Origin of the sequence: Desulfobulbus sp. (genome assembly GCF_030824455.1) — a bacterium.
In the GTDB taxonomy this organism is placed as follows: domain Bacteria; phylum Desulfobacterota; class Desulfobulbia; order Desulfobulbales; family Desulfobulbaceae; genus Desulfobulbus.
Genome location: NZ_JAVBXR010000059.1, coordinates 1 through 25,957 on the forward strand (window position 1 = coordinate 1; position 25,957 = coordinate 25,957).

A 25,957-nucleotide genomic window follows, 5' to 3' on the forward strand; every position below is an offset into this window, starting at 1 on the left:
TTGCTGGCCCTCACCCGCAGCGAGGCCAAGAGCGTCGACGCCAACTCGCCGCCGGTGCCGCTTGCTGATCTGGTGCTGGAAATCGCCGAGGACGTTGATTTTGAAACCTGCAACCAGGGCAAGGGGGTGGTCGTCGGCAACCTGGAGCCGGCCACGGTCTTGGGGTCTCGCGAGTTGTTGCGTCAGGCGATTGAAAACATCGTCCGCAACGGCGCCTATTACACCCGACCGGGCAGCCGGGTGGAGATCAGTCTGATCGCCGCCGCCGGGGCATCCGGAAACCCGGAAGCCGTGATCCGGGTGCGCGATTACGGCCCCGGCGTGCCCGAGGACAAGCTGCCCAACCTCACCGAGCCCTTTTTCCGGGTGGCCGAAGCCAGAGACCGCAACAGCGGCGGGGCCGGCCTGGGGCTGGCCATAGCCCATCAGGCGGTGAAGCAGCACGGCGGCTCGCTCAGCTTTGCCAACGCCCCGAATCGAGACGGCCTGATTGTCGAAATCCGGCTGCCGCTGCTGCGCGGCCCAGAGGCCGACCAACCAGCCTAATTCCGTTTCTCAATCAAGCAAAGCATGACGCTCAAAGCAAAACCTCGCCGCCGAAGGTGTGTCATCTCGACCAAAGGGAGAGATCTCCGGGCCTTGCGAATTTTCTCCGCGCTGGCCTCGTCGAAAGAACAAGCAGACGCGTTTTTTTGAAATAGAAACGGAATAACTCCGCTACCCGCAAAACCGGACAATCCGCAACTTTTTCTTGACGGCTCAACGACTCTATGCTATTTACCCATTCTCGAAATGACGTGGTGTTTGCATGAAGTCACCGTCATTTCATCGTAGAGCTGCATTCCTCGGTAGCTCAGTTGGTAGAGCAGGCGGCTGTTAACCGCCTTGTCGGGGGTTCGAGTCCCTCCCGGGGAGCCAATATAGAGTCCAGCAACATTCCGCTGGCGTCCACACAACCCGCAAACCTTTAAGGTTTGCGGGTTTTTTGTTGTCCAACGCATGCACTGCATACGCCTGGCAAATTAATCCGGAAAAACGAACATATTTTTCGAGTTAATTCGAAAATCAGGAAAAACGCTCGAAAATGCGTACAAAAGCAACATCAAACATTGATGCAAAAAAATAATACCAATAAAATCAATATTATATATTTATTCGAGCAACTGGACCGTTTCCTGCATTCAAGTAATAAAAGATAAATCAATCGTTCCACGAGCTCATTGCTTCATCGGGAGAATCATCATGAAAAAATTATTAGCAACAGGATTGGCGGCTGGTTTCATTTTCTGCGCACTTGGAGAGTCTACTGCCTGCTCATACACCCCCTCTTTTGTTGCTTCGGCAATTTGGATTGATGGCGGCGTGAAGCATGAGTACAGCCTCTACAGGTTTGTCGATGGCTTCACCATGGACAAAGACTGGCTCGACACCAAGGACTGGGTCGCAAGCACGCTCTCTTCAGAGTACGCTCTTGCCACCATTACCTCAGGAGATGAAAATAATTTCATCAACGCCTCTTTCTTCACGACGACTTCCACAAAAGTCAAATTTTCTGGCGAGGTTTGGCTTGGCGGGTATCAGGATCCAGCAGGAGCCGAACCAGATGAGGGATGGGCATGGGTTACCGGGGAAGTTTGGTCCTATACAGACTGGGGCAGTGGAGAGCCAAACGATTCGGGAGGATATGAAGAATATCTAGGGACGAATTGGAAATCTCATTGGAACGATGAGGGAAACCTGGGCAACATCGCTGGTTTCCTCGTAGAAAAGACGTCGCCTATCCCCGAACCCGCCACCATGCTGCTCTTCGGGACTGGCATTGCCGGCCTGGCCACCGTTATCCGAAGAAAAAGAAACTGATTTTTTCCGTAAAATCGAATTGAAAGGCAGGGCCTCACGGCTCTGCTTTTTTTTGCGCTCAGCCAGTGACCACTATTTGGCGGTCCAGTTGCCTCAAGCACGGTGGCAAATTGTTGCAAATTCAAATTTTCCGCCGTTTGGTTCAGCCACATTGGACTTGCCGCCGCACAACAAAACGAGATGCGGCAGATGGTGAACTTTTCCTGTAAATTTGGGGGACTATCTATCAGTACCCTAATAAGCTCATGACGCAGATGTTTTCTGGCTTTGAGCTTCCAGGAGTCATCCATGACTCAAAAAACTGGCGGCTCTTTATAATCCTGGCACCGTCAAACTCTGGGAGCCCCCGGCAAAGCCGATGGTTTACTCAATCGAAATTGTTAAACAAATACCGTCCCCCCTACATTTATTCCTAAAACACGGAATTTACTGCGGCCTCACACTCCGGCCAAGACAAAGAACTACAAAAGCCTTATCATTACAATAGGTTTGCCACTCGCGCAACTATTCGAAAACTGGTACTTTTTTTGCTTTCAACTGTGAAGATATACATCTCTAGTTAAAGTTATTCGGGTTTCAAAACTATTCCCTAGCGAAAGCCAGACACAAAAAAGGAGAGAGAACATGAAGAAACTAATCTCAGGATTGGCAACAGGTTTATTTATTCTCGGGATGTCGGCGGCGTCAAACGCCACGACCATGACCACACACATGACCGCAGACGATGCCTTTCAGCTTTACATAAGCACTGACGACAGCACATTGGGAACATTGGTAGGATCACACGCCTGGTGGTATGACACCCAAACCTTTAACCTTACACTCACTAATGGGGTGACAAATTACATTCACATTGTGGCCTGGGATCTATACGGCGGCCCGACAGCCTTGCTTGGCGACTTTACTGTTTCGGACAGCAACTTCAAGTTTGCCAACAACTCCCAAGACCTTGTAACCAATACTGTTGACTGGAAAGTGTATACTGATGGGTTTGGTGGAACATTAGGCACACTTGTAAGTTATGGAGTGAACAACAGTAGTCCAACCTGGGGCACCATGAGTGGCATCTCCTCTGATGCCAACTGGATTTGGGACGCTTCTCACGAGCAAAGATATTTTTCCACAGCTATCTATGTCAATAGCACTGCTGTTCCCGAACCAACAACCATGCTGCTCTTCGGGACTGGCATTGCTGGCCTGGCCACCGTTGCGAGAAGAAAAAGAAACTGATTTATCCCGGAAAATCGAACTGCAAGGCAGAGCCTCACGGCTCTGCCTTTTTTTGTGTACAATGAAGACCGGTTGGACTGCCACCCCAACGTTATCTCCTTTTAACCTCTTGTGCTGAGTTTGAGCGGCGGGCTCAATGCCCCGATGCTATCCCGTTCGCGAAGAGTAACCGTTGGCCTTTCTTATCTCATGGCTGCGATACCTGCAGGACGTAGCAGGGAATCTCAGTGACGCTAACGAGTTTTGCACGGTCGTTAAGGATTTTCGAAAGCCCAGGAACCGTCGATTGGAACTCGTAACTTTGCAGTTGGTCAACACCGACATTCACACTCTTCAGGAGTTCGGCAGTCTGATCCACGCGGTAAATGTAAGAAAGATTTGGGTCGACTGCGGAGCGGATTTTCCTCTCCCACTTGGCGCGATTCATAGCAGACCGCTTGTACGCAAAGTGGACCTTTATGGTCCCACCGGTTGCCTCCTTCATTTCCCAATTGTCGCTCCCAGAACCCGGCTCCATATTCTCGACTTTTAGGGAGAACTCTCGGTGCATGTCAGCCTTCGTTGCATTCTTGTAATGCCCTGGAATTCTATCAGAATCTGTTGTATAGACGCGCACAACAAACACAGACTCTTCTCCGGTCTGAGCGTGTTTAGCAGGAACGGTGAGCACAACGTACCGAGCCATTCCACCGGATGGAGATGGCTTGCCCTCTGGGTTTTCGCACAGCAAGGCCTGGACGAAGATTACGGTTAGATTTGAGCCCTTGGATGGGCCGGCAGGTAGCGAACTCACACGCCAAGGCTCGGGAAGCCAACTTTGTAAATCACTCTCCTGAACTTGAAATGCAAGGTAGAGTCGACTCTCGACACTTGATTCAACCATGGTCTCCGCAGGAACATTGGCTGCAGAGAGAACGACAAACAGAACCAATGAAAAACAAGTCTTGAAACAATTGAATTTGCGCATTGGACCCTCCTTGTTCTGCTGTTGATATGACCAAGCAACTCAAAAAGCCGTTGGCGATATATAATTACAAATTATACATCAGTTTTGAAATCCTGTAACAAATAGAAGCTATGTCACACAACGGTAGATTAATTTAGCAGGCACTCTTTAAATCCTGCCGTTGTTGGGTTGCCCGCACCTGCGCATACACCGCCTGCAGCAGATGCCCGGCCGCCAGTTCCCGAAAGGCGTCGTCGTTCATCAGCTTGACGAAAATTTCCTCGTTTCCCGCCATGCGTTCCACAAAAAGCGTTTCCAGCTGTTTCCTGAAAACAGGGGCGAAATTTTCGATGGTGTTGGCCATCACCGCCTGCCGCAACTGCTCGTTGGCCACCGCCGTCTCGCGCACCTGATCAAAAAAAAGCTGATCCGCCGGGGTAAACTCGGTGCCGAACCGCTCGTTGAGCCTGTCCACCAGGGTGGAGAGCTGCACGTCTTCATCCGGACTTCCGGTTCCCACTTCCCTTGGCCCGTAGACAGGCTCGGCCTCGCCCGTTTTCAGGTCGATCGCCCCTTCGCTGATTTTTTGCAGGCGGTAATACTTCAGCTCCACCTCATCATCCACCTGCACCCGCCTGGCGTCGCCAAGATGCGGCAACTTGGTCAAAAGAAACCGGGCGTAGCTGTACAACTTCTCATGCCCGGAATCCTGATAGGGGATAATTTGCGAGACAAACCCGTACAGATTCCTGAAACTGACCAACTGCCCCTTGGCCACATCCTGATCCTCTTCGCTCAGGGCCTTGAATCGTTCGACCGCCAGATCAAGCAGGGCGTTAAGTTGTTTATGCTCGCCGCCGGTGGGATGCAGCCGGTTGCGGAACCAGATTTCACACCACTGGTCGACTTCCTCGGCGCTGTAGATTCTCCACTCCCCCAGGGCATGGGCCAAATTGTTGAGCAATTGCGGATCGGTGTCGTCGCCCTTGGGGGTGACCTCGTAATAGGGCTTGAACGCGGCGTATATCTCCGTCGGCTCATTGACGAAATCGAGCACAAAGGTGTCGGCCTTGCCGCGCGTGGTGCGGTTCAATCGCGACAGGGTCTGCACCGCCTGCACCCCGGCAAGGCGCTTGTCCACGTACATGCTGTGCAGCAGGGGTTGATCAAAACCAGTCTGGTACTTTTCCGCCACCAGCAACACCTGATACTCATCGGAGCCAAATCGCTTCGGCAGTTCCGTTTCTTTGACGCCGTTGTTCATGCCGACCTCGGTGAACGTGACGTCGGCGAATTCCTTGAGCGTGATTTCGCCGGAAAAGGCCACCAGCGACTTGACGTCGTGGTAGCCCTTTTTCTCAATGTACCGATCAAATCCCAGCTTGTAGCGCACGGCGTGCTCGCGGGAGCCGGTCACCACCATGGCCTTGGCCCGACCGCCAATTTTGTGGCGGGTGTGGGTGCGGAAGTGCTCGACAATCACCTCCACCTTCTGGGCGATCTCGTAATCGTGAAATTCGACAAACCGCGCCAAGGCCCGCGCGGCCTTGCGGCGCGGCACCTCCGGATCCTGCTCCACCTTCTGGATCAGTCTGTAATAGCGTTTGTAGCTGGTGTAGTGGGCCAGCACATCGTGAATGAAACCTTCCTCGATGGCCTGCCGCATGCTGTAGTGATGAAAAGGGGCCTTGCCGTCCGGCCCCGGCTCGTTGAACACCGCCAGGGTCTTGAATTTGGGGGTGGCGGTGAAGGCAAAAAAACTCAAATTGGGCTGCTTGGCCCGCTTGAGCTGCTCGCGCAGCAATTCTTTTTGCGCGGCTTCGCTGAGCCGCTCCTCTTCCAGGTCGAGCCATTGCGCGGCCACAGCCGCTTCGATGCCGTCCTTGTTGAGGATCTTGCGCAATTCCATGGCGGTTTCGCCGCTTTGCGAGCTGTGCGCCTCATCGACAATCACCGCGAACCGCTTGCCTGCGGTGGAGATCGCCAGCCCCTGGCCGTTGGCCTCCAGGGTGCGAATGGCCTGGGTGATGAACGGGAATTTCTGAATGGTGGAAATGATGATCGGCGCGCCGCCGGCCAAGGCCTTGGCCAGTTGCTGGGTGTCCTGATCGATTTTCTCCACCACCCCGAGTTTGTGCTCAAACTGGAAGATGGTGTCCTGCAGCTGCTGATCCAAAACACGCCGGTCGGTAATCACCACCACCGAATGAAAAATCTTCTCATTGGCGGCGTCGTGCAGACAGGACAACCGATGGGCCAGCCAGGCAATCGAATTCGACTTGCCGGACCCTGCCGAATGCTGAATCAGATAATTATGCCCGGCGCCGTGGATGTGCGCATGCTCGGTCAGGGCGCGCACCACGTCCAACTGCTGATGACGCGGGAAAATCATGGTTTCCTTGCGGTGGCGCTTGATTCCCTTCTCAGTCGCCACGGTTTGCTCGACCACTTCCAGGTGGATGAAGCGCGCCAGGATGTCCATCAGGCTGTCCCGAACCAGCACCCGACGCCAGAGATAAGCGGTGCGCACCTCGCCCTCAACCGGCGGGTTGCCGGCGCCGCCGTTGTGGCCCCGATTGAAGGGGAGAAACTGGGTGTCCTTGCCCTCCAACCTGGTGGTCATGAACACCAGCTCGGTGTCCACCGCAAAATGGACCAGACAACGGCGCTTGAAGGCAAACAACAGCTCCTTGGGGTCGCGTTCAAACCGGTACTGATCTTTGCCGTTCTCGACGTTCCAGCGAGTGGCCGACAGCGGATTCTTCAGCTCCAGGGTCGCCACCGGCAGGCCGTTCACCGCCAGGACCATGTCGGGAATAGCGCCGCTTTTGGTCCTGACCTGGCGGACAACGGTCAGGCGGTTGTCGGCGTACCGCTCGGTCGCGGCGGGATCAAGCCCGGTATTGGGCGAGAAATAGGCCAGACGCACCGTCTTGCCGACGCACTTGAATCCGGTCCGCAACACGGCCAGCGCGCCCTTGGCGGCCAGCTCCTTGACCAGACTGTCCACCAGCATGGCCGCCGCCTTGCCCGCATCCAACTGCAGCAAGCGGTCCCAGATCTTGGGCTGGGTGCGCAGCACAAAAGCAACCACCTCGGCCGGAAACAGGGCGATTTCAGGATCGTAGCCGTTCGGGTCGCCCGCTGCGTAGCCGCCGGAGGCAATCAGCGCCTGTTCGATCTCGCGCTCAAAGTCGATCTCCCGGTGCATGGCCTACTCCTCCTCGGTCTCATCCGGTCTGGACAAGGCCTGCTCAATGGCTTCGATGCTCGGCAGGCTGGTTTGCAGCTCGGCGGGCAGGGACTCAATCAGTTGATACTCGGCCACGCCCATTGCCTTGTTTGTATCGCGCAGGGCATATTCCGCCACCACCTTGTTTTTGCTCTTGCACAGCAGCAGGCCGATGGTCGGGCCGTCCTGCTCGGCCTTGAGCTGGCTGTCCACCGCCGACAGATAAAACCCCAGTTGCCCCACATGCCCAGGATTAAAGGCGCAGGCCTTGAGTTCAATCACCACGTAACAGCGCAGTTTCAGATGATAAAACAGCAGGTCGATGAAAAAATCGTCGCCGCCCACCTCGATGTGCACCTGTCGGCCGACAAAGGCAAAGCCAGCGCCCAGTTCAAGCAAGAATTGCGAAATATGCTGAACCAACGCATCTTCCAACGCCCGCTCGTTGGCCTCGCGCCCAATCGACAAAAAGTCAAAAATATACGGGTCCTTAAGGGTATTGTGGGCCAAATCGGAACCAGGGGCGGGCAGTCGCTCGGCAAAGTTGGTGACCGCCCTGCCCTCGCGTTCCAACAGGCGGGTTTCAATCTGCATCAGCAGGATATTGCGCGACCAACCGTGCTCAAGCGCCCGATGCGCATAGGCCAGGCGCTGCGCGGCAGTTTTCAGCTTGGTCAGCAGCACCAGATTGTGCCCCCAGGGCAATTGTCCAACAGCCTGTTGGACAATTGCCGCATCCGGCCAAGCCTCGGCAACGGCCCGCATATACATCAAATTAGCCCGTGAAAACCCTTTCATCTCCGGGAAGGCGTTGCGCAGGTCCTGGCCAGCCGCTCGATCACCTTGGCGCCCCACAGCCCTCGTTGCGCTGCCGGGCCAGGATGTCGCGACCAATCTGCCAATAGAGCAGCACCAGTTCACGGTTGACCGCCAGGACGGCGCGTTACTGGGCAATATGGATGCGGCTTTTCAGTTCGGCCAGCCAGGGCGCGTAATCAGGCGGCAGGGGAACAATCTCAGGCATGGGCGGCCTCCTGCCCGGTTGTCGGGAGGGCGAACTGGCGGACGTCGATCTTGCCGGTGACGGCGTTAGTGATGAGGGAGGAACGGTATTCTTTGAGCTTGTTAATAACTCCTTGCACTCGCGATTCAATTGCCGAAGTATTGTTAAAAACGCCGTGTAAGTATTCAGCAATACGATCTTGTTCCGATTTGGGGGGCAATGGAATAGGAAGGTCCTTCAGCGTATCTTGCCCAATATTTTGCATTGAACCACTCGCACCCGTGGCATTTCTCTCATACTGGAATCTCGCAATTGATGACCGGAGAAAACGCACAAGATAGTCCGGATTGACTGATTCGTTCGGCGTTATTCTGTATAATTTGTCACAAAGTAATAATTTTGCCCGCACGTCCCTTACAAGTGCAGCGCTACCAAGCAACTCCTTTGTATTTGCACGGCTAACCAGAATATCGCCATCTCTAACTTGATATTGCGTTCTAGGCTCTAAATCGTCGGGTAACGCCTTGTTTTCATTCTCATCAAAGGCTTCGCCATTGACACAACCAACCTTCAGCACTCCCCATTGTTCAATAGCTGCTTGTTGATTATTGCATTGAGGAGACCATCCTTGCTCAATCCCAAGGGCCAAAAACCTTAATCTCGTCATGACCCAATGCGCGGGAATTTCCCCCAACCATGCCACTCCCGAATCCTTCATCAGCGCCGACGGGTCAAGCCCCTTGGTCACGGCGTGGCTGAGCAGGGCGATGCGCTTTTCGGCAAGTCTGGCGAGCAAGGCTTCTTTTTTGGCGATCAACGCATCGATTTGCCCTGTTTTGTAGTCGAGGAAGCGGACGATTGTTTCTTGTTCGTCAGCGGAGGGCAGAGGGATTTCCGTATTAAGCAAGTAGCCAAGCTCAATACTCTCAACAGTGCAGCCTGGCTTACTCCACAGCGGCAGTAATTGAGATTGATTCCCTTCAATAATCCAGTACAAAAAGCTGGATGTCAGTGCTCCTTTCGGAATAAGCGCCTTCATATCCTGGTTCAACGCCACTTGCACGGCATTGCGAGCAACCGGGATGGAGTGGCGAAGAATTCCAGATCGAACTACCACAAGCACAGCGCCCACATTGATTAACGAAGTCGCACTACTTACAACCCCGAGTTCTGTCAGGTAGTCCTCGGTGGATTTAATACTCGCACATTTCATATCCTTGGGAGACACCCAAGGTATATCCCCACCCCAGAACTCAGGCGTCCCGGTGCTCGGGGTCCCTCCGCCAACACAAGAAACTAAAAATTTCAGTTTTTTAAGACCCCAGCTTTCCGGAATTTTGCCTAGCCATTGCGAACCAGAGTCCTTGAACCGAGTTTTGGTAAGAGCGCAATCCATCACACCACCTCGCTCAGCATCCGCATGATCTCTTGTTCCAACTGGCTGATCTCGGCCCCGATCACCTCCAGCGGACGCGGCGGCTGATAGACGTAGAAGTGGCGGTTCAGGGGAATCTCGTAGCCGACCTTGGTTTTCGCATAGTCGATCCAGGCATCCGGCACATGCGGCAGGACCTCGGCCGTGAGGTAGGCGTCGCAGTGGTCCTTGACCAGGGCCAGCAACTGGTCGTGGCCGGTTTCGTTGTCGTAGCCGAGCGGCAGGGGCAGGCTGAGGTTGTCCGGCAAAGCCACGATCTCGGTGTCGCGCAGGTCGGCATCGGGCTCGGGCCGGCCTTTGGCGTCCCGGCAGATCTCGGCCTCCGGGTCGCGCTCGGCCAGGGCGGCAAGGATGGCCTTTTTCACCGGGCCGCCGATCTTGAGGCCCGCTCCTTTGAGCGCCCGATCAAGTGCCTGTTCAAACTGCGGCCGGCTGCGATAGAGCGCGGCGCTGTCCATGTCCTGCAGGGCCGCTCGGATCGCCTGTTGCAGGGCTTCGCCCTCGGCGATTTCGGCCCGGCTGGCGGCCGCGTCCTTGCGCTTTTTGCTGCTGGCCAGGTTGGCAAAGCCGCTTTGCTCGTCCAGCAGGGCAATGCGCTCAAGGCTTACCTGAAAATTCAGCCGCAGCGGCCGCTCGACCGTGATTTTGAGAAAGCCGAATTCCCGGTTGTCGAACAGCTTGCTGCACACCCGCTGTTCCGGCTGGCCCGCGACCAGCACCTCGCTTGCGCCGTCGTGGTTGTGCTCGGCGTAAAGGCGGACCAGTTCCCTGATGTGGTCGTCGGACAACTCGTTGCGCTTGTTGCCAAGGCTCTTGCTCATTTTCCTGAAGTGGCGCGTGCCGTCGATCAGTTGCACCTTGCCCCGCCGATGCGCGGGCTTCTTGTTGGTGACAATCCAGATGTAGGTGAAGATGCCGGTGTTGTAGAACATCTGATCCGGCAGGGCGACCACGGCGTCGAGCAGGTCCTGCTCAATGATCCAGCGACGGACATTGCTTTCGCCGCTGCCCGCGTCGCCGGTGAACAGGGGCGAGCCGTTGAAGACGATGGCGATCTTGGAGCCGTCGCCGCCGCTGTTGTGGCCCAAGGGGTCAATTTTGGGCGGACGGTGCATCTTGGAGATCATGTGCTGCAAAAAGAGCAGCGAGCCGTCGTTGATGCGCGGCAGGCCCGCGCCGAAGCGGCCCGAGAATCCAAGGGTCTTGTATTCCTCGCGAACAAAGTCCTCTTCCGGCTTCCATTCCACCCCAAAGGGCGGGTTGGCCAGCATGTAGTGGAACTGTTTGTGGGGATGGCCGTCGTGGGTCACAAAGCCGTTGTTTTTGTTCTTGGCGTCTTTGATGCCCAGGGTGTCGCCGTAGATGAGGTTGTCGATGGGCGCGTCCTTGATCAGCAGGTCGGCGCAGCAGATGGCGTAGGCCTCGGGATTGTACTCCTGGCCGAACAGCTCGATGTGGGCGTCCGGGTTGAGGCCGGAGGCGACGCCGTCGCCGCAGATATACTTCTCGGATTCGGAGAGCATGCCGCCGGTGCCTGCGGTGGGGTCGTAGACGCTGCGGTAAATGCCTTTGGCGTAGATGCCCTCCTCGCCGGTGAACAGCAGCTGGACCATCAGCCGGATGACCTCGCGGGGGGTGAAGTGGTCGCCGGCCTCCTCGTTGGCCTGTTCGTTGAATTTGCGCACCAGTTCCTCAAACAGCGAGCCCATCTGCAGGTTGCTGATGGCGGCGGGAGAGAGGTCGATTTCCGCCGAGCAGAACTCCTTGATAATCAAAAACAGCCGGTTGGCTTCGTCCAGCTTGGCAATTTCGCCTTCAAATTCAAACTTGTCGAAGATGTCGCGGGCGCGCGGCGAAAAACCGTGGATGTAGGCAATCAGGTTGCCGGCGATGTTGGGCGCGTCGCCCAGCAGCTTTTCAAAGGTAAAGCCGCTGGCGTTGAAGAGCGGTTGTTTGCGGTCCTTGGCGGCAATGCGCGCCAGGGCCTTTTCCAGGGCCGGGCCGGTGACGCCTTTGGCTTCCAGGTGCGCCTTTTCGATGAGCACCTCCTGCTTGTTCTCCGCCAGCACCAGATCGAGCCGGCGCAGCACGATCAGCGGCAGCATCACCCGTCGATACTGGGGCGGACGGTAGGGGCCGCGCAGTTTGTTGGCGATGTTCCATATAAAACCGACCAAATTTTGGTGTGGGGTGTTCGACATGTTGGTCCTTGTCAGTAAAAGCGCGGCTGTCGCAAACCGAGAGCTTTGTGCTCAATACTATGATTCTTTTTTGCGCCCCAACCCGTAGCCTGGATGGAGTGCAACGTAATCCGGGATCACTTCACACCAAACCCCGGATTACGCAGGCTGCATCCGGCCAAGGTCAAAGCCGCCGGGCGGAAAAACCGTCGACATCTTAAAAGATATTCGCCCACTTAGGTAAACAAAATTTACAAGCCGCCCCACCCTGCGGCAACCCGGTTGCCAGCTCGTCACCCCAGACAAACGAGGCTGGAGCCGAGCGGCAATGAAGCATGGACAAATCGCGCCAACTGAAGTATATACCGCGCAGAATCACTGAACATGGGTCGGTTTCCGGCCCATTTTTTTTTGCAGACCCGGCAGCTTCAGGGTCCACAGATCGGCAACCGACGGAATCAGAAAACGTGAGCAGTCAACACCTCAAAGAAATACAGAAGCGCCGCACCTTCGGCATTATCAGCCATCCCGACGCCGGCAAGACCACCCTCACCGAAAAGCTGCTGCTGTTCGGCGGCGCCATTCAGATGGCGGGGGCGGTCAAATCGCGCAAAACCGCAGTCCACGCCACCAGCGACTGGATGGCGATTGAAAAGGAGCGCGGCATCTCGGTGACCACCTCGGTGATGAAGTTCAATTACCGCGACTACGAGATCAACCTGCTCGACACCCCCGGCCATCAGGACTTCTCCGAAGACACCTACCGGGTGCTGACCGCCGTGGACTCCGCCCTGATGGTGATCGACAGCGCCAAGGGCGTCGAAACCCAGACCACCAAGCTGATGGAGGTCTGTCGGATGCGCAACACCCCGATCATCACCTTCATCAACAAGCTCGACCGCGAGGGTATGGAGCCGTTGGACCTCCTGGCCGACATCGAGGAAAAGTTGCAGATCGAATGCGTGCCGCTTAGCTGGCCGATCGGCATGGGCAAGGGCTTCAAGGGCGTCTACGACCTGCACCGCAAGCAGATCACCCTGTTCACCCCCAGCCAGGACACCCGGCCCGAGGACTGCATCGTGGTCAACGACCTGAACGATCCCCAGCTGGACAGCCTGGTGGGCAAATACGCCGCCGACAAGCTGCGCGAGGACATCGAACTGCTGCAGGGCGCGGCCAACCCCTTTGACCATGAACAGTATCTCAAGGCTGGCCAGACCCCGGTCTTTTTCGGCAGTGCGATCAACAACTTCGGGGTGCGCGAGATGCTCGACGCCTTTGTTGAGCTCTCGCCGGCTCCAGGCCCACGCGCCGCCGTCACCCGCATGGTGCATCCCGAGGAAGAGGCCTTCAGCGGCTTCACCTTCAAGATCCAGGCGAATATGGACCCGGCCCACCGCGACCGGATCGCCTTTTTCCGCATCTGTTCCGGCAAGTTCACCCGGGGGATGAAGGTCATGCACCACCGGTTGGGCAAAGAGGTGAACCTGAGCAACGCCACGGTGTTCATGGCCCAGGAGCGCTCGCACGTCGACGAGGCCTATCCCGGCGACATCATCGGCATCCACAACCACGGCACGATCAAGATCGGCGACACCTTCAGCGACAAGGAAGAGCTCAAGTTCACCGGCATCCCCAACTTCGCGCCCGAACATTTCCGGCGGGTGGTGCTGCGCAACCCGCTGAAGATGAAGCAATTGCAGAAAGGATTGCTGCAGATGGCCGAGGAGGGCGCAGTGCAGGTGTTCCGGCCGATTGTCGGCAACGACTACATCCTGGGCGCGGTGGGCGTGCTCCAGTTTGAGGTGACCATGACCCGGCTCAAGGACGAGTACGGGGTCGACGCCACCTACGAGCCGCTGAGCTACACCCTGGCCCGCTGGGTGACCTGCGACAACAAGCAGCAGATGCGCGATTTTGAAAAGAAAGCCCAGTTCAACCTGGCCCTGGACGCCGAAGGGCATCTCTCCTACCTGGCCGAGGGCAGTTGGCGTTTGGCCCACACCCAGGAACTCTTTCCCGAGGTGGTGTTCCACAAGACCCGGGAATCGGTGTGAGCGCAACAAGCGGCTTCGCAGCCGTGAAGTTTCTGTCTTGTTCCCAAGCCCGCGAATCTTGACTGCTCTTCAGTTGAGACCTTTGTCATGCTCCTGATCTATCCCCCCGTGGCCAAGGCGGGCGAACCGCCTACGGGCGTCGCCTACCTTGCCGGCAGCCTGCGCCGCCACGGCGTTGCATGCACCCTCCTGGACGCCAACCTGGAGGGTTTGCTGTTTCTGCGCAAGCAAGCCCGTGATCCGCACGACACCTGGTCGAGCCGGGCCCTGCGCAATGGCGGCGCCAACCTTGCCGGTCTACGCACGCCCGATCTGTACCGCAACGCCGACCGGTATCAACGGGCGGTGCGCGATTTGAATCGGGTGGTGGAACTGGCCGTCCGCCCCCGGCCCGAGCTTGCGGTCAGCCTGGTCAACTACCAGGACAACAGCGCCAACCCGCTGGACAGCCGCGATCTGCTCCGGTCGGCGGAAGACCATCGCGACAATCTCTTCTACCCCTATTTCCGCGAGCGGCTGCCCGAACTGCTGGAGGCGAACAACCCCCGTTTTGTCGGCGTCTCGCTTTCCTTCCTCAGCCAGGCGCTGTGCGCCTTTGCCCTGCTCGGCTTCCTCAAACGCCATTTTCCGCACCTGCAGCTGATCCTGGGCGGCGGCCTGATCACCTCGTGGATGAGCAGTCCGCAGTGGAACAACCCCTTTGCCGGCCTGGTTGAGCACTGCATTGCCGGACCGGGAGAAGGCCCGCTGCTGAGACTCATGGGCGTTGACCAACCGCTTGAAGAGCTGCCGCCGGATTATTCGGATCTGCCGATGGCCGACTACCTGTCGCCCGGCCCGATCCTGCCCTACTCGGCCTCGCGCGGCTGCTACTGGAACCGATGCAATTTCTGCCCGGAAACAGCGGAGCAGAGCCCCTACCACCCGGTCGCCCCGACCACGGTCCTTGCCCACCTGCGGGGATTGACCGCCCAAATCCGGCCAGCCTTGATCCATCTGCTCGACAACGCCGTCAGCCCGGCGCTGATGCAGGCGTTCTGCGACCAGCCGCCCGGCGCGCCCTGGTACGGCTTTGTCCGCTTCCACGAACAACTGGCCGACCCGGATTTCTGCCGGCAATTGCGCGCTTCCGGCTGCGTACTGCTCAAGCTCGGCCTCGAATCCGGCAGCCAGGCCGTGCTCGACGCCATGTGCAAGGGTGTCCGCTTGGACTTGATCGAGCGGGTGCTGGCCGCCCTGCAACAGGCCGGCATCGCCACCTATGTCTATCTGCTGTTCGGCACCCCCACTGAATCGCTGGTTGAAGCCCGCATGACCCTCGATTTTACCCTCCGTCATCACCAGGCCATCACCTTTCTCAATCTGGCGATTTTCAATATGCCGCGCGCCAGCTTCGACGCCGGCCAATTGCCGGGAGCCGAATTCTCCGAGGGCGACCTGTCGCTCTACCGCGATTTTGTCCATCCGCGCGGGTGGGACCGCAAAGCGATCCGCACCTTTCTTGACCGCGAATTCAAGCGCCACCCCACCATTGGCGCCATCATTCGCCGCGATCCGCCCCTGTTCACCTCCAACCACGCCGCGTTTTTCAGCGAAGCTTTTCCCTGGGCGGATGCCGCTGCCAGCCCAAAAGAAGGAAGCAAGCCCCACTTTGGGGCGGAAAAAAACAGCGGTTCATGATAGGCTTGGCTCAATGGATGCGCATGGACGCATCTTCTTGTTCCCCCCATGCGGAGCGGAGGCCTCGATGAAACTGCAAATAGTTCTTGAACCCAGCGAAGAAGGCGGCTTCACCGTCTATGCGCCAAGCCTGCCCGGTTGCTTCAGCGAAGGCGACAGTCAGGAAGAGGCGCTTGAAAATATAAAAGAAGCCATTGCTTTGTACCTGGAACCTATTGAAGACGACACGCTCTTGGGCCCGAACGCGCAGATTCTTGAAATTGCCGTATGACCAAGACGCCCAGCCTGTCCTACGTTAAAATCATCCACGCCCTGCAGCGTGACGGTTGGGTCGTGGTCAGACAGAAAGGAAGCCATATACGACTGCAGAAACACACCCGCACCGAAACGCTGAAGCTAACTATCCCGGCGCATGCGCCCATAAAACGATCCACCTTGGCCCACATCCTCAAACAGGCTGGCCTTTCGGTTGAAGATTTCCTTGGATTGCTATAGATTCCGCCCTTTCCGTCGCCCAAGGACATTTTCGCCGTTGCGCGTTGCCCGGATGAGGCCCAGCGTAATCGGGAAAAACAAGGCCTGACAGCAGCAGCCCCCCCGGATTTTCGGGGCACGCTCTCCGGTTGCGCAATGCAAGCGCGCCCCAACATCCGACTCCACGCCGTTTTGGAACGGCTTTGCTCTCTCGAAAAAAAGGAATATTCCATGGCTTCTCTCGTCACCCAGCTCCACCGTCAGCTTGACCCCGACTTTGCCTACTGTTTCAACATCGAATCCAGCCGGCCGCTGGAACCGCAGGAGATGGAACGCTTGCGCCTGATCCTGGCCGACGGCTTCCTGCTCGACACGGTCACCTTTGAGCCGACGCTTGTCGGCCAGCGGGTGGTCGAGGTCGGGCCCCGGCTCAATTTCGCCACCGCCTGGTCCTCCAACCTGGTATCGATCTGCCGGGCCGTGGGCCTGGATTGCGTCAGCCGGGTGGAGCGCTCCCGCCGTTACCTGGTTCCCGAGGGCAAGGACATGGACGCCTTTGTCGCCGACAAGCACGACCGGATGACCGAATGCGTCTATGCCGCGCCGCTGACCACCTTTGAAACCGGCATTGTGCCCGAGCCGGTTTACGAGGTCGATCTGATCGGCAAAGGCCCGGACGGCCTGCTCGACATTCCCGGCATCTCCATGGACCAGTGGGACCGGGAGCTGTATCACCGCTATTTTGTTGAGCGCTGCCATCGCAACCCGACCATTGTCGAGATCATGGACCTCAATAACGCCAACTCCGAGCACTCGCGCCACGGCTTTTTCCGGGGCAAGCAGGTGATCGACGGCCAGGAATGCGACAAAACTCTGTTTCAGGTGGTTACCGACACCCTGAAAGCCCATCCCAAGGGCAGCAAGGTGGCCTTCAAGGACAACTCCAGCGTCATCGAGGGCCATACCCTCACCACCCTGCTGCCCGAACAGCCCGGCGCGCCCTCGGCCCTGCGCGAAACCACGGTCTGCTACCATCCGCTGCTCACCGCCGAGACCCACAACTTCCCCACCGGCGTGGCCCCCTTTCCCGGCGCCGAAACCGGGACCGGCGGCCGCATCCGCGACGTCCAAGGCACCGGCCGGGGCGGCTTTGTCATGGCCGGAACCGCTGGCTACTGCGTGGCCAACCTCCACATCCCGGACTACCCGCTGGAGTGGGAAAACAGCTACGCCTGCCCGGACAGCCTGGCGCCGGCGCTGGAAATCGAAATCGAAGCCAGCAACGGCGCCTCCGACTACGGCAACAAATTCGGCGAACCGCTGATCCAGGGCTTCACCCGCTCCTTTGACCTGCGCCTGGAAAACGGCGAGCGCTGGGGCTTTCTCAAGCCTATCATGTTCACCGGCGGCATCGGCCAGATCGACGACCGCCACACCGACAAGAAAGACGCCCTCAAGGGGATGATCATTGTCCAGGTCGGCGGCCCGGCCTACCGGGTAGGCTTTGGTGGCGGCGCGGCTTCCTCGATGATGCAGGGCGAAAACGAAGCCAAGCTCGACTTCAACGCGGTCCAGCGCGGCGACGCCGAGATGGAGCAGAAGATGAACCGGGTGATCCGGGCCTGCAACGAGATGGGCGATCTGAGCCTGATCGACGTTATCCACGATCAGGGCGCCGGCGGCCCGGCCAACGTGCTCAAGGAGCTGGTCGAACATGCGGGCGGACGGGTCGAGATCCGCAATATCCGGGTCGGCGATCCGACCATGTCGGTGCTGGAAATCTACGTGGCTGAATACCAGGAGCGGGTCGGGCTGCTGATCAGCCCGGAGAACATCGCCCGCTTCCAGGCTATCTGCGAGCGGGAAAAGGTGGCCTGCGAGGTGCTGGGCGAGGTCACCGGCGACCTGCGCTTCGTTGTCCAGGACAATCAGGACAACTCCACCCCGGTCAACATCGAGATACCTGAGCTGCTCGGCAATATTCCGCAGAAAACCTTTGTCGACAGCCGCACGGTTCCAGCCCTGTCCGCCTTTGTCCCGCCGGCCGGACTCGGGGTGCGCGACGCCCTGGAACGGGTGCTGCGGCTGGTGTCGGTCGGCTCCAAACGCTTCCTCACCAACAAGGTCGACCGGGCGGTCACCGGTCTGATCGCCCAGCAGCAGTGCTGCGGCCCCCTGCAGCTGACCGTGGCCGACGTGGCGGTGGTGGCCCAGAGTCATTTCGGCTTGACCGGCATTGCCTCGGCCATTGGCGAGCAGCCGATCAAGATGCTGGTGGACCCGGCAGCCGGGGCGCGAATGGCGGTGGGCGAATGCCTGACCAACCTGGTCTGGGCCAAGATCGACGACCTCGAGCAGGTTAAGTGCTCGGCTAACTGGATGTGGGCCCCGAAACTGGCGGGCGAGGGCGCGGCCCTGCGCGATGCGGCCGAGGCCATGGCGGATGCGATGATTGCTGTGGGCATGGCGGTGGACGGCGGCAAGGACAGCCTGTCCATGGCCGCCAAGGTGGAGGACGAGGTGGTGAAATCGCCGCGTCAGCTGGTGATCTCGGCCTATGCGGCCATGTCCGACATCCGCAAGAAAGTCACCCCGGACATCAAGGCGCCGGGCTCGGTGCTGCTGTTGATTGATCTGGCGGCCGGCAAGAACCGTTTGGGCGGCAGCGCCTTGGCCCAGACTCTGGGCCAGATTGGTTCGGAGGTCCCGGACATGGACGACCCGGCCCTGGTCAAACAGGCCTTTCTCGCCGTCCAGGAACTGATCGACAAGGGTCTGATCCTGGCCGGACACGACCGCAGCGACGGCGGCCTGATTACCACTGTGCTGGAGATGGCCTTTAGCGGCAACTGCGGCCTCAATCTGGCCCTGAATGGATCAGCAACCGTGCTGGAAACGCTCTTTTCCGAGGAATTGGGCCTGGTGGTCGAATGCCAGTGGAGTCATCTGGCTGAGGTGAAAAAACGGTTCGAGCAGGCCGGCACGCCCTGTGCGGTGCTCGGCTCAAGCACGGTCAAGAAGGCCGTGACCATCCAGTACAACGGCGAATTGGCGATGGACGATTCCATGGTCCTGCTGCGCCAGTGGTGGGAGGAAACCAGTTATCAGCTGGAGCGGCTGCAGGTCAACCCCGACTGCGCCGACGCCGAGAAGTGCAACACCATGGACCGCAAAGGCCCGGAATATCGCCTCAGCTTCAAGCCCGAGGCCACGGAGCCTGCCGTCCTGCAGCAAACCAACAAACCCAAAGTGGCCATCCTCCGCGACGAGGGTTCCAACTCCGACCGGGAGATGAGTTCCGCCTTTTACAACGCCGGATTCGAGCCCTGGGACGTGACCATGACCGACCTGCTCAGCGGCCGGATTGACCTGTCCGGGTTCCGGGGGCTGGCGGCGGTGGGTGGATTCTCCTATGCCGACGTGCCGGAGAGCGCCAAGGGCTGGGCCGCCACCATCCGCTTCAACGAGCGGCTCCAGGCCCAGTTCCAGGATTTTTACAACCGGCCGGACACCTTCACCCTGGGCGTCTGCAACGGTTGCCAGTTATTCGGCCTGCTCGGCTGGGCGCCCTGGCACGGCATTGAAGCGGAGCGTCAGCCGCGTTTCATCCACAACCTCAGCGGCCGCTTCGAGTCCCGCTGGTCCACGGTCAAAATTCTGCCGAGCAAAGCGATCATGCTCCAGGGCATGGAGGATCTGGTGTTCGGCATCCACGTCGACCACGGCGAAGGCTTCCTCCATTTTCCCGACGAGGCCATCCGCGAGCGGGTCTGGGCCGAGCAGATGGCTACCGTGGTCTATGTCGACGACGAGGGCCAGCCCACCGAGGCTTATCCCTTCAACCCCAACGGCTCGCCCGGCGGCCTGACCGGCCTCTGCTCGCCCGACGGCCGCCACCTGGCGATGATGCCCCATCCGGAACGGACCTTCCTCACCTGGCAGGCCCACTGGCTGCCTGAGGAGATGAAGCACCTACCGGTCAGCCCCTGGCTCAAGATGTTCCAGAATGCTTACGCCTGGTGCATGAAGTAACAAGCAACCGCCCCGCAGGATAACCCTGCGGGGCGGTGGTTGATCTTCGCCTACGCATCGGGCCTTGTACAAACCTCCCCATTTCTTTCACCAACTCACAGCAGGTCGATTGCCTGAACATCGGAAAACAACCATGTCCCCAGCACATCCAACAACAGCCCCCTCAGCCTTCTTTCTCCACGGCCTTGAATCCTCTAGCCGGGGGACCAAGGGTCAATGGTTCAACCAGCACTTCCCTGCGGTGCGGATGCAGGATTACCACGGCGACCTGGAGCAGCGGCTGGCCCAGTTGGAGGCGCAGGTTGCCGGGATCGACCACCTCATCCTGGCGGGATCGAGCTTTGGCGGGCTGATGGCCGCCTGTTTCGCCGTCCGCCATCCCGAGCGGATCCATCGCTTGATTCTGCTGGCCCCGGCGCTCAACTTCGTCGATTACCACCCGCCGACCGCGCCCATTGCCGTGCCCTCGCTGCTGGTCATGGGCAGGCAGGACACGGTCTGCCCGCCCGACCTGGTGCTGCCCCAGGCCCAAGCCACCTTCAGCAACCTTACGGTGCAAATCGAGGACGACGATCACATGCTCCATCGCGCCTTCCCCGCCCTCGACTGGCCCGCGCTGCTTACCTGAGCGGCTGCAGCGGCTGGGGTTCCGGCTTCGCGTCGGGCTGCGCGCCCCGTTGCCGCGCCAGCAACTGGCTGGCTTCCACCAGCCGATACAACTCGGCCCGGTAGCCCTCGGCGTCAGTCCCACGGCCAGCTCGCGCCATTTCCAGACATTGCTCCCAGGTGAAACTCCCCAGATGCTCCGAATGGGTGAGCAGCATGCCGTAGCCGGCCACAGCGGCGGCAAAGCGGAAATCCGTCGTGGTTTGTTCGTCGGCAACCGCACGCACCGGCAGGCTGATCTGGCGAGAGCTGTTCTCGCCCAGGGGCTTGTAGCGCAGCTTGACGGCCATAATCTCCGCCGAACCCTTGGCGGCGCCGGCTTGCGGAGCCTGATATTTGAGCGGGTCCAACTGAGGAATCGAGGCGTGTCCGGCTGGGATCAGCTCGTAGAGAGCGGTAACCCGATGGCCGACGCCGATCTCGCCGGCGTCCTTGGCGTCGTCGCGGAAATCCTCGTCGGCCAGGGCACGGTTCTCATAGCCGATCAAGCGGTAGGCCCCGACCCGCGCCGGGTTGAACTCCACCTGAATTTTGACGTCGCCCGCCAGCGCAAAAAGGGTGCCGCTCAGTTCCTTGACCATCACCTTCTTGGCTTCGAGCAGAGAATCAATGTAGGCGTAGTTGCCGTTGCCCTTGTCGGCGAGAATTTCCATGGTATCATCGTGGTAATTGCCCATGCCAAGTCCCAGCACGGTCAGGTAGACTCCGCCCTTGCGCTCCTCTTCGATCAGCCGGGTGAGTTCGTCGCGGCTGGTGACGCCAACGTTGAAGTCGCCGTCCGAGGCGAGGATGACCCGGTTGTTGCCGCCGGCCTTGAAGCTCTGCCGGGCCAGTTGATAGGCGGTGCGGATGCCGCCGGAGGCGTGGGTGGAGCCGCCGGCCTGCAGTCGATCGATGGCGGCCAGGATTTCCTGTTGACGATTGCCGGCGGTGGGCGGCAGGACCACGCTGTCGCCGCCGGCGTAGACCACCATGGCCACCCGGTCGCGCCCGCCCAACTGCCGGACCAGCAGCGGCAGGGCCTGTTTGAGCAGCGGCAGCTTGTTGGCGTCCTGCATCGAGCCGGAGACGTCGACCAGAAAGACCAGGTTGGAGGGCGGCAGCTGCTCCTTGTCCAGATCGCGGGCCTTGAGGCCGATGCGCGCCAACTGGTAGCCCTGGTGAAAGGGGCTGGGGCCGATCTCGGCGCTGAGGCTGATGGGATCCGCGCCCTTGGGAGCCGGGTAGTCGTAGGTGAAATAGTTGATCATCTCCTCGATGCGCACCGCGCCCACCGGCGGCAGGTTGCCGCCGTTCACAAAGCGGCGCACGTTGGCGTAGCTGGCGGTGTCGACGTCGATGCTGAAAGTAGACAGGGCATCGCGGCCGGCGTTGACGAACCCGTTTTCCCGACTGGCGTTGTAGGATTCGCGGTTCCAGGCCGCCGGCGGCGCGCTGGCCGGCATGGCCTCGTAGACTGCGCTTCGGGCAAGAACGCCGGCGGGCTTCATCCGCGCCGCTCCGGCAAGCGATTCGGCAGGCGGCGGCGGTTGGGGCGTTCTTTCCCGCGCCTTGTCCACGGTTTGACCGGCCTGATCAACCACAACCGCGTGGTTGGTGGTTTGTTCCGCGACAAGGGCCGCGTCGGCGCGGCTTTCCTTTTTTTCCGCCTCGGGGGTCGAGGACGAGCAGCCGGCCAGGATCGACAGAAAAAGCAGGACAAGCAGAACGATGAATTTCATAACGGTGCTCCTTAGGTGCGAAGGTTGCGGGGACGCCGCCGTTCCGGAAGCGGATGTTGCCCCTGTTGTCTCTTTGGACGGCGCCTGGGGCGGAATGTGTCGCTCACTCATTAAAAAAATGTACAAGCGCCGACAAATCAATGCAAGCTGTTGCCCCATGACCTCGACAAACCCCTGGCAGAAACAGGCCCTTACCCACTGGAACATGATCAACCGCATGGCGGGCCGCCGCTTTCAGCAGACGGAGCTGGCCGAAGAGGCGGCGCTGTTTGTCATGGAGGGGCTGGCCCGGGACGACTGGCGACGGCTGCAGGCCTTCACCGGCCAGTCGAGCCTAGCCGCCTACATTGGCGCCCTGACCTTGCGTTTGCTGGAGGATTTTGCCCGGGTCCGCTTTGGTCGGGTCAAGGCCCCGCTGTGGATTCGTCGCCTTGGCGGCATCTGGATGCGGCTGTTTCGCCTGCTCTGCCTGGAGCGTTTTACCCCGGACGAGGCCGTGGCGATCATCACCGTTCAACAGTCCGGCAACGCCGCCACAACCGAAGAGGCCGCCTATCGCATCCTCGGCGAAATCCCCGCCTGTGGCGAACAGCGGGCCGCGCGGAGCGAATTTTGCGAAGAAACAACACCCTCCTCGCCCGAGGACGACGAGGGTTCGGCGCAGGAACGCCAGTTGGAAGCAACCGAACGGAGGCAGATGTTCGCGGTCCTGGGCCGGATCATCTTTGCCGACGCCAACCGGGAGGTTGATCCGGGGCTGTTCGAGCGGATTGCGGCGCTGGACATCGTTTTGGAGCCGCGCGAACGGCTGCTGCTGCAGTTGTGCTATCGGGACGGGGTGGCGGTGGCCGAGGCGGGCCGGATGCTCGGCCTCAACCGGCATCAGGTCCATGGCCGTTTGCGGCGGCTGCTGGAGCGGTTGCGTCAGGATCTGGCCCAGGCCGGCCTGGAAGAGGAATTGCGGCTGCTGTTATGATCGCGCAACGACACAAACGCCGGCGGAGACCGTCTGCAAGGCAAAGGGGGAACGTCTGCTGCGGGAGTCTGTCCGGGTTTGCGGGTTCCGCCCCACACGATGCGCTGCGGCGACCAAGGAGGGATGATGATCGATAAAAGCAAGATGGAACAGCAGCGGGAGGCGGACCGACGATTGGCCCTGTTGTCCCTGGTCAGCGAGCAGCCGGAACCCTGCGGCGCCTGTCTGGAGCCGGAAGAGCTGTCGGCGTTGATCGAGGGTCGGCTTACCCCGGAGCAGATCGAACCCTGCCTGACCCATCTTGCCGGTTGCGAGCGCTGCTACGCCCTCTGGCTGAGACTGGATCGGGAATGGCGCGGCCAGACCGGCCGGAGCAACCGCAACACCTTGCGCCGCCTGATCAGCCGACCGCGCGTCCTGGCCGCCGCCGGATCGCTCCTGGCGGCTGCGGCGAGCATTGCCGTCTTCCTCAACATCACGGCCGATCACGGCGTCCTGCCCCACCTGCCGGAGAAAGCGGCCCAGGAACAGGCACTGAGTATGCCGGCGCTAAAAACGACGGCACAGGTCGCCCCTGAACAGGAGGCCCCAGCCCCGCCAGCGGCGAGCAGCCTTCAATCGGCAGACGAGCAGGTGGGGAATCTGGCCGACAGAGAAACCGTTGCGCCCAGGGTTGACAAAGCCAAGCACAGATCCCGCAGCACCGCTTCCCAAACCCCGGACCAAGAACTGGAACAAGGGCTGGATGCGGCCGCGCCGGCGCAGCGCAAAGCAACGGCGCCAGCCATAACGGCGCAGCACGAAAAAAAGGCTGAACAATCCCCGCCGACCGCCGCCAAACGCATAACGCCTATAACGCCAAAAACCCCGGTTGCCCCAGCAGGCGCAGCACCCAACCAAGTCGCGCCGCTTATCGCCGACCAGCAGGCCGTCCAAAGCGAGGAATCAGCCGCAACCCTTGCCGGCGGAGCCGTGCCGTCATCGGCCCCGCAACCCGCCCAGCGGGCCGCAGCAGCCCCGCCCGCAGCAGAAAAAGCCGAAGCAACGCCGCTCACCTATGCCGCCTGGCAAACCGCCCTGCGCCAAGGCTGTCAGGGCCAACCCGGCCCCCAATTTTTTGAGACGATCAGAAATGAAGGGACGCAACTGCTTCGACAATCCGCCACCTTGCCCAAGCAGGAACGGCGGCGGATTGAGCGCGTCCTCGCCCTGATCGGCGGGAGCCAAACCCCAGCCCAACAATGCCGAACCATGCTCGACCTCCTGGGCCCGGAAGCGCCCAATCCCAAGCCATAGCGGGCTTCCTGCTCAGATCGGCGGGGCGATGGTGACCACAATGCGCATGTCGGTGGTCGCCTTGACCCCGTGCGGTTCGCGGATGTCAGCGATCAGCATATCGCCGGTCTTGGCGGCCATGGTTGCGTCGTTATCGGCCAGGAACTCGCCCTCGCCTTCGATCACCAGAATGGACAGTTGACCGTCCAGGTCGTGGCTGTGGATGGGAAACAGGGCCCCGGCCTTGAGGTTGAAGTTGAGGATCTTGAAATGTTCCGAATCGTGCAACACGATGGCCTTCATGCCCAGGGGGTTAAACTCCCGCGTTCCAGCCAGTTCGATTTTCTTCATGCCAAGCCTCCGCTCTGTTGTTTTTCTCTGTTCCTCGCTCTTCTTTTCTTGAGTAATGCCTTTATTGGGTGAATGCAACCCCGGCAGCCCTGCTCATTTTCCCGATCAGCCCGATGATTGCGCATCCCGCTCTCCCACCCGGCCTTTATTGGTCCGCTTCCACCCCGGCGGCCTTTCTAATTTTGCCGATCAAAACCCCCAGTTCAATCGGCTGGGGGATATAGTCAAAGGCCCCCCGCTCAATGCCCTGCATCCCGGCAATGGCCATGCCTTTGCCGATCAGCAACAGCACTTCAATGGCCGGGTTAAAGGCCTTGATCATGCTCAACAGCTCCAACCCGCCGCTGTCTTTGTCCTGCAACCCGAGCACCACCACCTTGGGGTCGAAATCGACCAGGGCGTCCAGCGCCTCTTCCTTGCCGTGGGCCGCACTGGCGGCAAACCCCCACGAATGGAGTCGTTCCGTCAGGATCGAGGCGAACTCAGGTTCCCGGTCGATGATCAGCACCTTGATGGGTTGCGGCATGGATTAGTGAGGTGCGCTTGCTCGCACGATTGGCAAAGGTTCAGGTTCTCGTTGCTGGAACGATGTGGCGGACACGGTCGGTGACAAAAAAATACGCTACTCCATTTCCATTTCAAAAGTGAAGCACGCCGCCTTGTCAATTTCGACGAGCACGGCAAGGATAAATCTCGTTATGGCTTGATATTTCTCACTTTGTTCGAAATGCCCGTTAAAGGGAATTGTCAAGCCGTAACCTGAAAAGCCTTTGAATAATCGAAGGTTTTCTGATGCACGATGAGTGTGTGCATAATGCTCAACAATTTTTTGGCCATTA

At 59.3% G+C, this 25,957-nt stretch carries 20 protein-coding genes and 1 tRNA gene; 12 read left to right on the top strand and 9 right to left on the bottom strand.

Annotated features, from left to right (window positions below; all coding sequences use genetic code 11):
• From RCH93_RS08250 to RCH93_RS08265, 4 genes are all read left to right on the top strand, one after another.
• Positions 1–546: cell wall metabolism sensor histidine kinase WalK (locus RCH93_RS08250; RefSeq protein WP_306547877.1), on the top strand; the 546-nt coding region annotated here is incomplete at its 5' end.
• Positions 547–842: 296 nt separating this feature from the next.
• Positions 843–918, top strand: a tRNA-Asn gene (locus RCH93_RS08255).
• Between the two features lie 324 nt (positions 919–1,242).
• Positions 1,243–1,860 carry a PEP-CTERM sorting domain-containing protein gene (locus RCH93_RS08260; protein ID WP_306547878.1) on the top strand — a complete coding sequence of 206 codons (618 nt, stop codon included), beginning with the start codon at positions 1,243–1,245 and terminating at the stop codon, positions 1,858–1,860.
• Positions 1,861–2,484: 624 nt separating this feature from the next.
• Positions 2,485–3,090 (top strand): PEP-CTERM sorting domain-containing protein, encoded by a 606-nt coding sequence (locus tag RCH93_RS08265; protein ID WP_306547879.1) that lies wholly within the window; start codon positions 2,485–2,487, stop codon positions 3,088–3,090.
• A 187-nt stretch (positions 3,091–3,277) separates the two neighbouring features.
• Here the strand turns inward: RCH93_RS08265 and RCH93_RS08270 are convergent, their stop codons facing one another.
• The 5 genes from RCH93_RS08270 to RCH93_RS08290 all read right to left on the bottom strand — a co-directional run bounded on the left by RCH93_RS08270 (position 3,278) and on the right by RCH93_RS08290 (position 11,907).
• Positions 3,278–4,057 (bottom strand): hypothetical protein, encoded by a 780-nt coding sequence (locus RCH93_RS08270; protein WP_306547880.1) that lies wholly within the window; start codon positions 4,055–4,057, stop codon positions 3,278–3,280.
• A gap of 133 nt (positions 4,058–4,190) precedes the next feature.
• Positions 4,191–7,247 carry a type I restriction endonuclease subunit R gene (locus RCH93_RS08275; RefSeq protein ID WP_306547881.1) on the bottom strand — a complete coding sequence of 1,019 codons (3,057 nt, stop codon included), beginning with the start codon at positions 7,245–7,247 and terminating at the stop codon, positions 4,191–4,193.
• Positions 7,248–7,250: 3 nt separating this feature from the next.
• On the bottom strand, positions 7,251–8,189 hold the full coding sequence (locus tag RCH93_RS08280; protein ID WP_306547882.1) for a YhcG family protein: 939 nt from the start codon (positions 8,187–8,189) through the stop codon (positions 7,251–7,253).
• Positions 8,190–8,284: 95 nt separating this feature from the next.
• Positions 8,285–9,667, bottom strand: coding sequence for a restriction endonuclease subunit S (locus RCH93_RS08285; RefSeq protein ID WP_306547883.1), 1,383 nt, complete (start codon positions 9,665–9,667; stop codon positions 8,285–8,287).
• The gene (locus tag RCH93_RS08290) at positions 9,667–11,907 is read right to left on the bottom strand and encodes a class I SAM-dependent DNA methyltransferase (protein ID WP_306547884.1); all 2,241 of its coding nucleotides are present in this window, start codon (positions 11,905–11,907) and stop codon (positions 9,667–9,669) included. Before RCH93_RS08290 ends, RCH93_RS08285 begins: the two co-directional genes overlap by 1 nt.
• Positions 11,908–12,353: 446 nt before the next feature.
• On the opposite strand from RCH93_RS08290, the gene RCH93_RS08295 reads away from it, so the two are divergent.
• The 6 genes from RCH93_RS08295 to RCH93_RS08320 all read left to right on the top strand — a co-directional run bounded on the left by RCH93_RS08295 (position 12,354) and on the right by RCH93_RS08320 (position 20,757).
• Positions 12,354–13,943, top strand: a complete 1,590-nt coding sequence (locus tag RCH93_RS08295; RefSeq protein ID WP_306547885.1) for a peptide chain release factor 3 — start codon at positions 12,354–12,356, stop codon at positions 13,941–13,943.
• A gap of 87 nt (positions 13,944–14,030) precedes the next feature.
• Entirely contained in the window at positions 14,031–15,623 is a 1,593-nt protein-coding gene (locus RCH93_RS08300) for a radical SAM protein (RefSeq protein ID WP_306547886.1), read from the top strand.
• A 67-nt stretch (positions 15,624–15,690) separates the two neighbouring features.
• Positions 15,691–15,894 carry a type II toxin-antitoxin system HicB family antitoxin gene (locus tag RCH93_RS08305; RefSeq protein ID WP_306547887.1) on the top strand — a complete coding sequence of 68 codons (204 nt, stop codon included), beginning with the start codon at positions 15,691–15,693 and terminating at the stop codon, positions 15,892–15,894.
• Entirely contained in the window at positions 15,891–16,118 is a 228-nt protein-coding gene (locus RCH93_RS08310; protein WP_306547888.1) for a type II toxin-antitoxin system HicA family toxin, read from the top strand. Before RCH93_RS08305 ends, RCH93_RS08310 begins: the two co-directional genes overlap by 4 nt.
• A gap of 210 nt (positions 16,119–16,328) precedes the next feature.
• On the top strand, positions 16,329–20,129 hold the full coding sequence (gene purL, locus RCH93_RS08315) for a phosphoribosylformylglycinamidine synthase (RefSeq protein WP_306547889.1): 3,801 nt from the start codon (positions 16,329–16,331) through the stop codon (positions 20,127–20,129).
• A gap of 133 nt (positions 20,130–20,262) precedes the next feature.
• Positions 20,263–20,757 (top strand): alpha/beta fold hydrolase, encoded by a 495-nt coding sequence (locus RCH93_RS08320; protein WP_306547890.1) that lies wholly within the window; start codon positions 20,263–20,265, stop codon positions 20,755–20,757.
• Here RCH93_RS08320 and RCH93_RS08325 read toward each other — a convergent pair.
• Positions 20,750–22,516: a VWA domain-containing protein gene (locus tag RCH93_RS08325; RefSeq protein ID WP_306547891.1), complete on the bottom strand. Its 1,767-nt coding sequence runs from the start codon at positions 22,514–22,516 to the stop codon at positions 20,750–20,752. The two genes, RCH93_RS08320 and RCH93_RS08325, sit on opposite strands and share 8 nt — an antisense overlap.
• Positions 22,517–22,673: 157 nt before the next feature.
• Between RCH93_RS08325 and RCH93_RS08330 the strand changes: the two genes are divergently transcribed.
• On the top strand, positions 22,674–23,492 hold the full coding sequence (locus RCH93_RS08330; RefSeq protein WP_306547892.1) for a sigma factor-like helix-turn-helix DNA-binding protein: 819 nt from the start codon (positions 22,674–22,676) through the stop codon (positions 23,490–23,492).
• 123 nt (positions 23,493–23,615) lie between these two features.
• Entirely contained in the window at positions 23,616–24,788 is a 1,173-nt protein-coding gene (locus tag RCH93_RS08335; protein ID WP_306547893.1) for a hypothetical protein, read from the top strand.
• Positions 24,789–24,800: 12 nt separating this feature from the next.
• On the opposite strand, the gene RCH93_RS08340 is transcribed toward RCH93_RS08335, so the two are convergent.
• The 3 genes from RCH93_RS08340 to RCH93_RS08350 all read right to left on the bottom strand — a co-directional run.
• Positions 24,801–25,118, bottom strand: coding sequence for a cupin domain-containing protein (locus RCH93_RS08340; RefSeq protein ID WP_306547894.1), 318 nt, complete (start codon positions 25,116–25,118; stop codon positions 24,801–24,803).
• Positions 25,119–25,263: 145 nt separating this feature from the next.
• Positions 25,264–25,644 (bottom strand): response regulator, encoded by a 381-nt coding sequence (locus RCH93_RS08345; RefSeq protein ID WP_306547895.1) that lies wholly within the window; start codon positions 25,642–25,644, stop codon positions 25,264–25,266.
• Between the two features lie 96 nt (positions 25,645–25,740).
• Positions 25,741–25,957: hypothetical protein (locus RCH93_RS08350; protein ID WP_306547896.1), on the bottom strand; the 217-nt coding region annotated here is incomplete at its 5' end.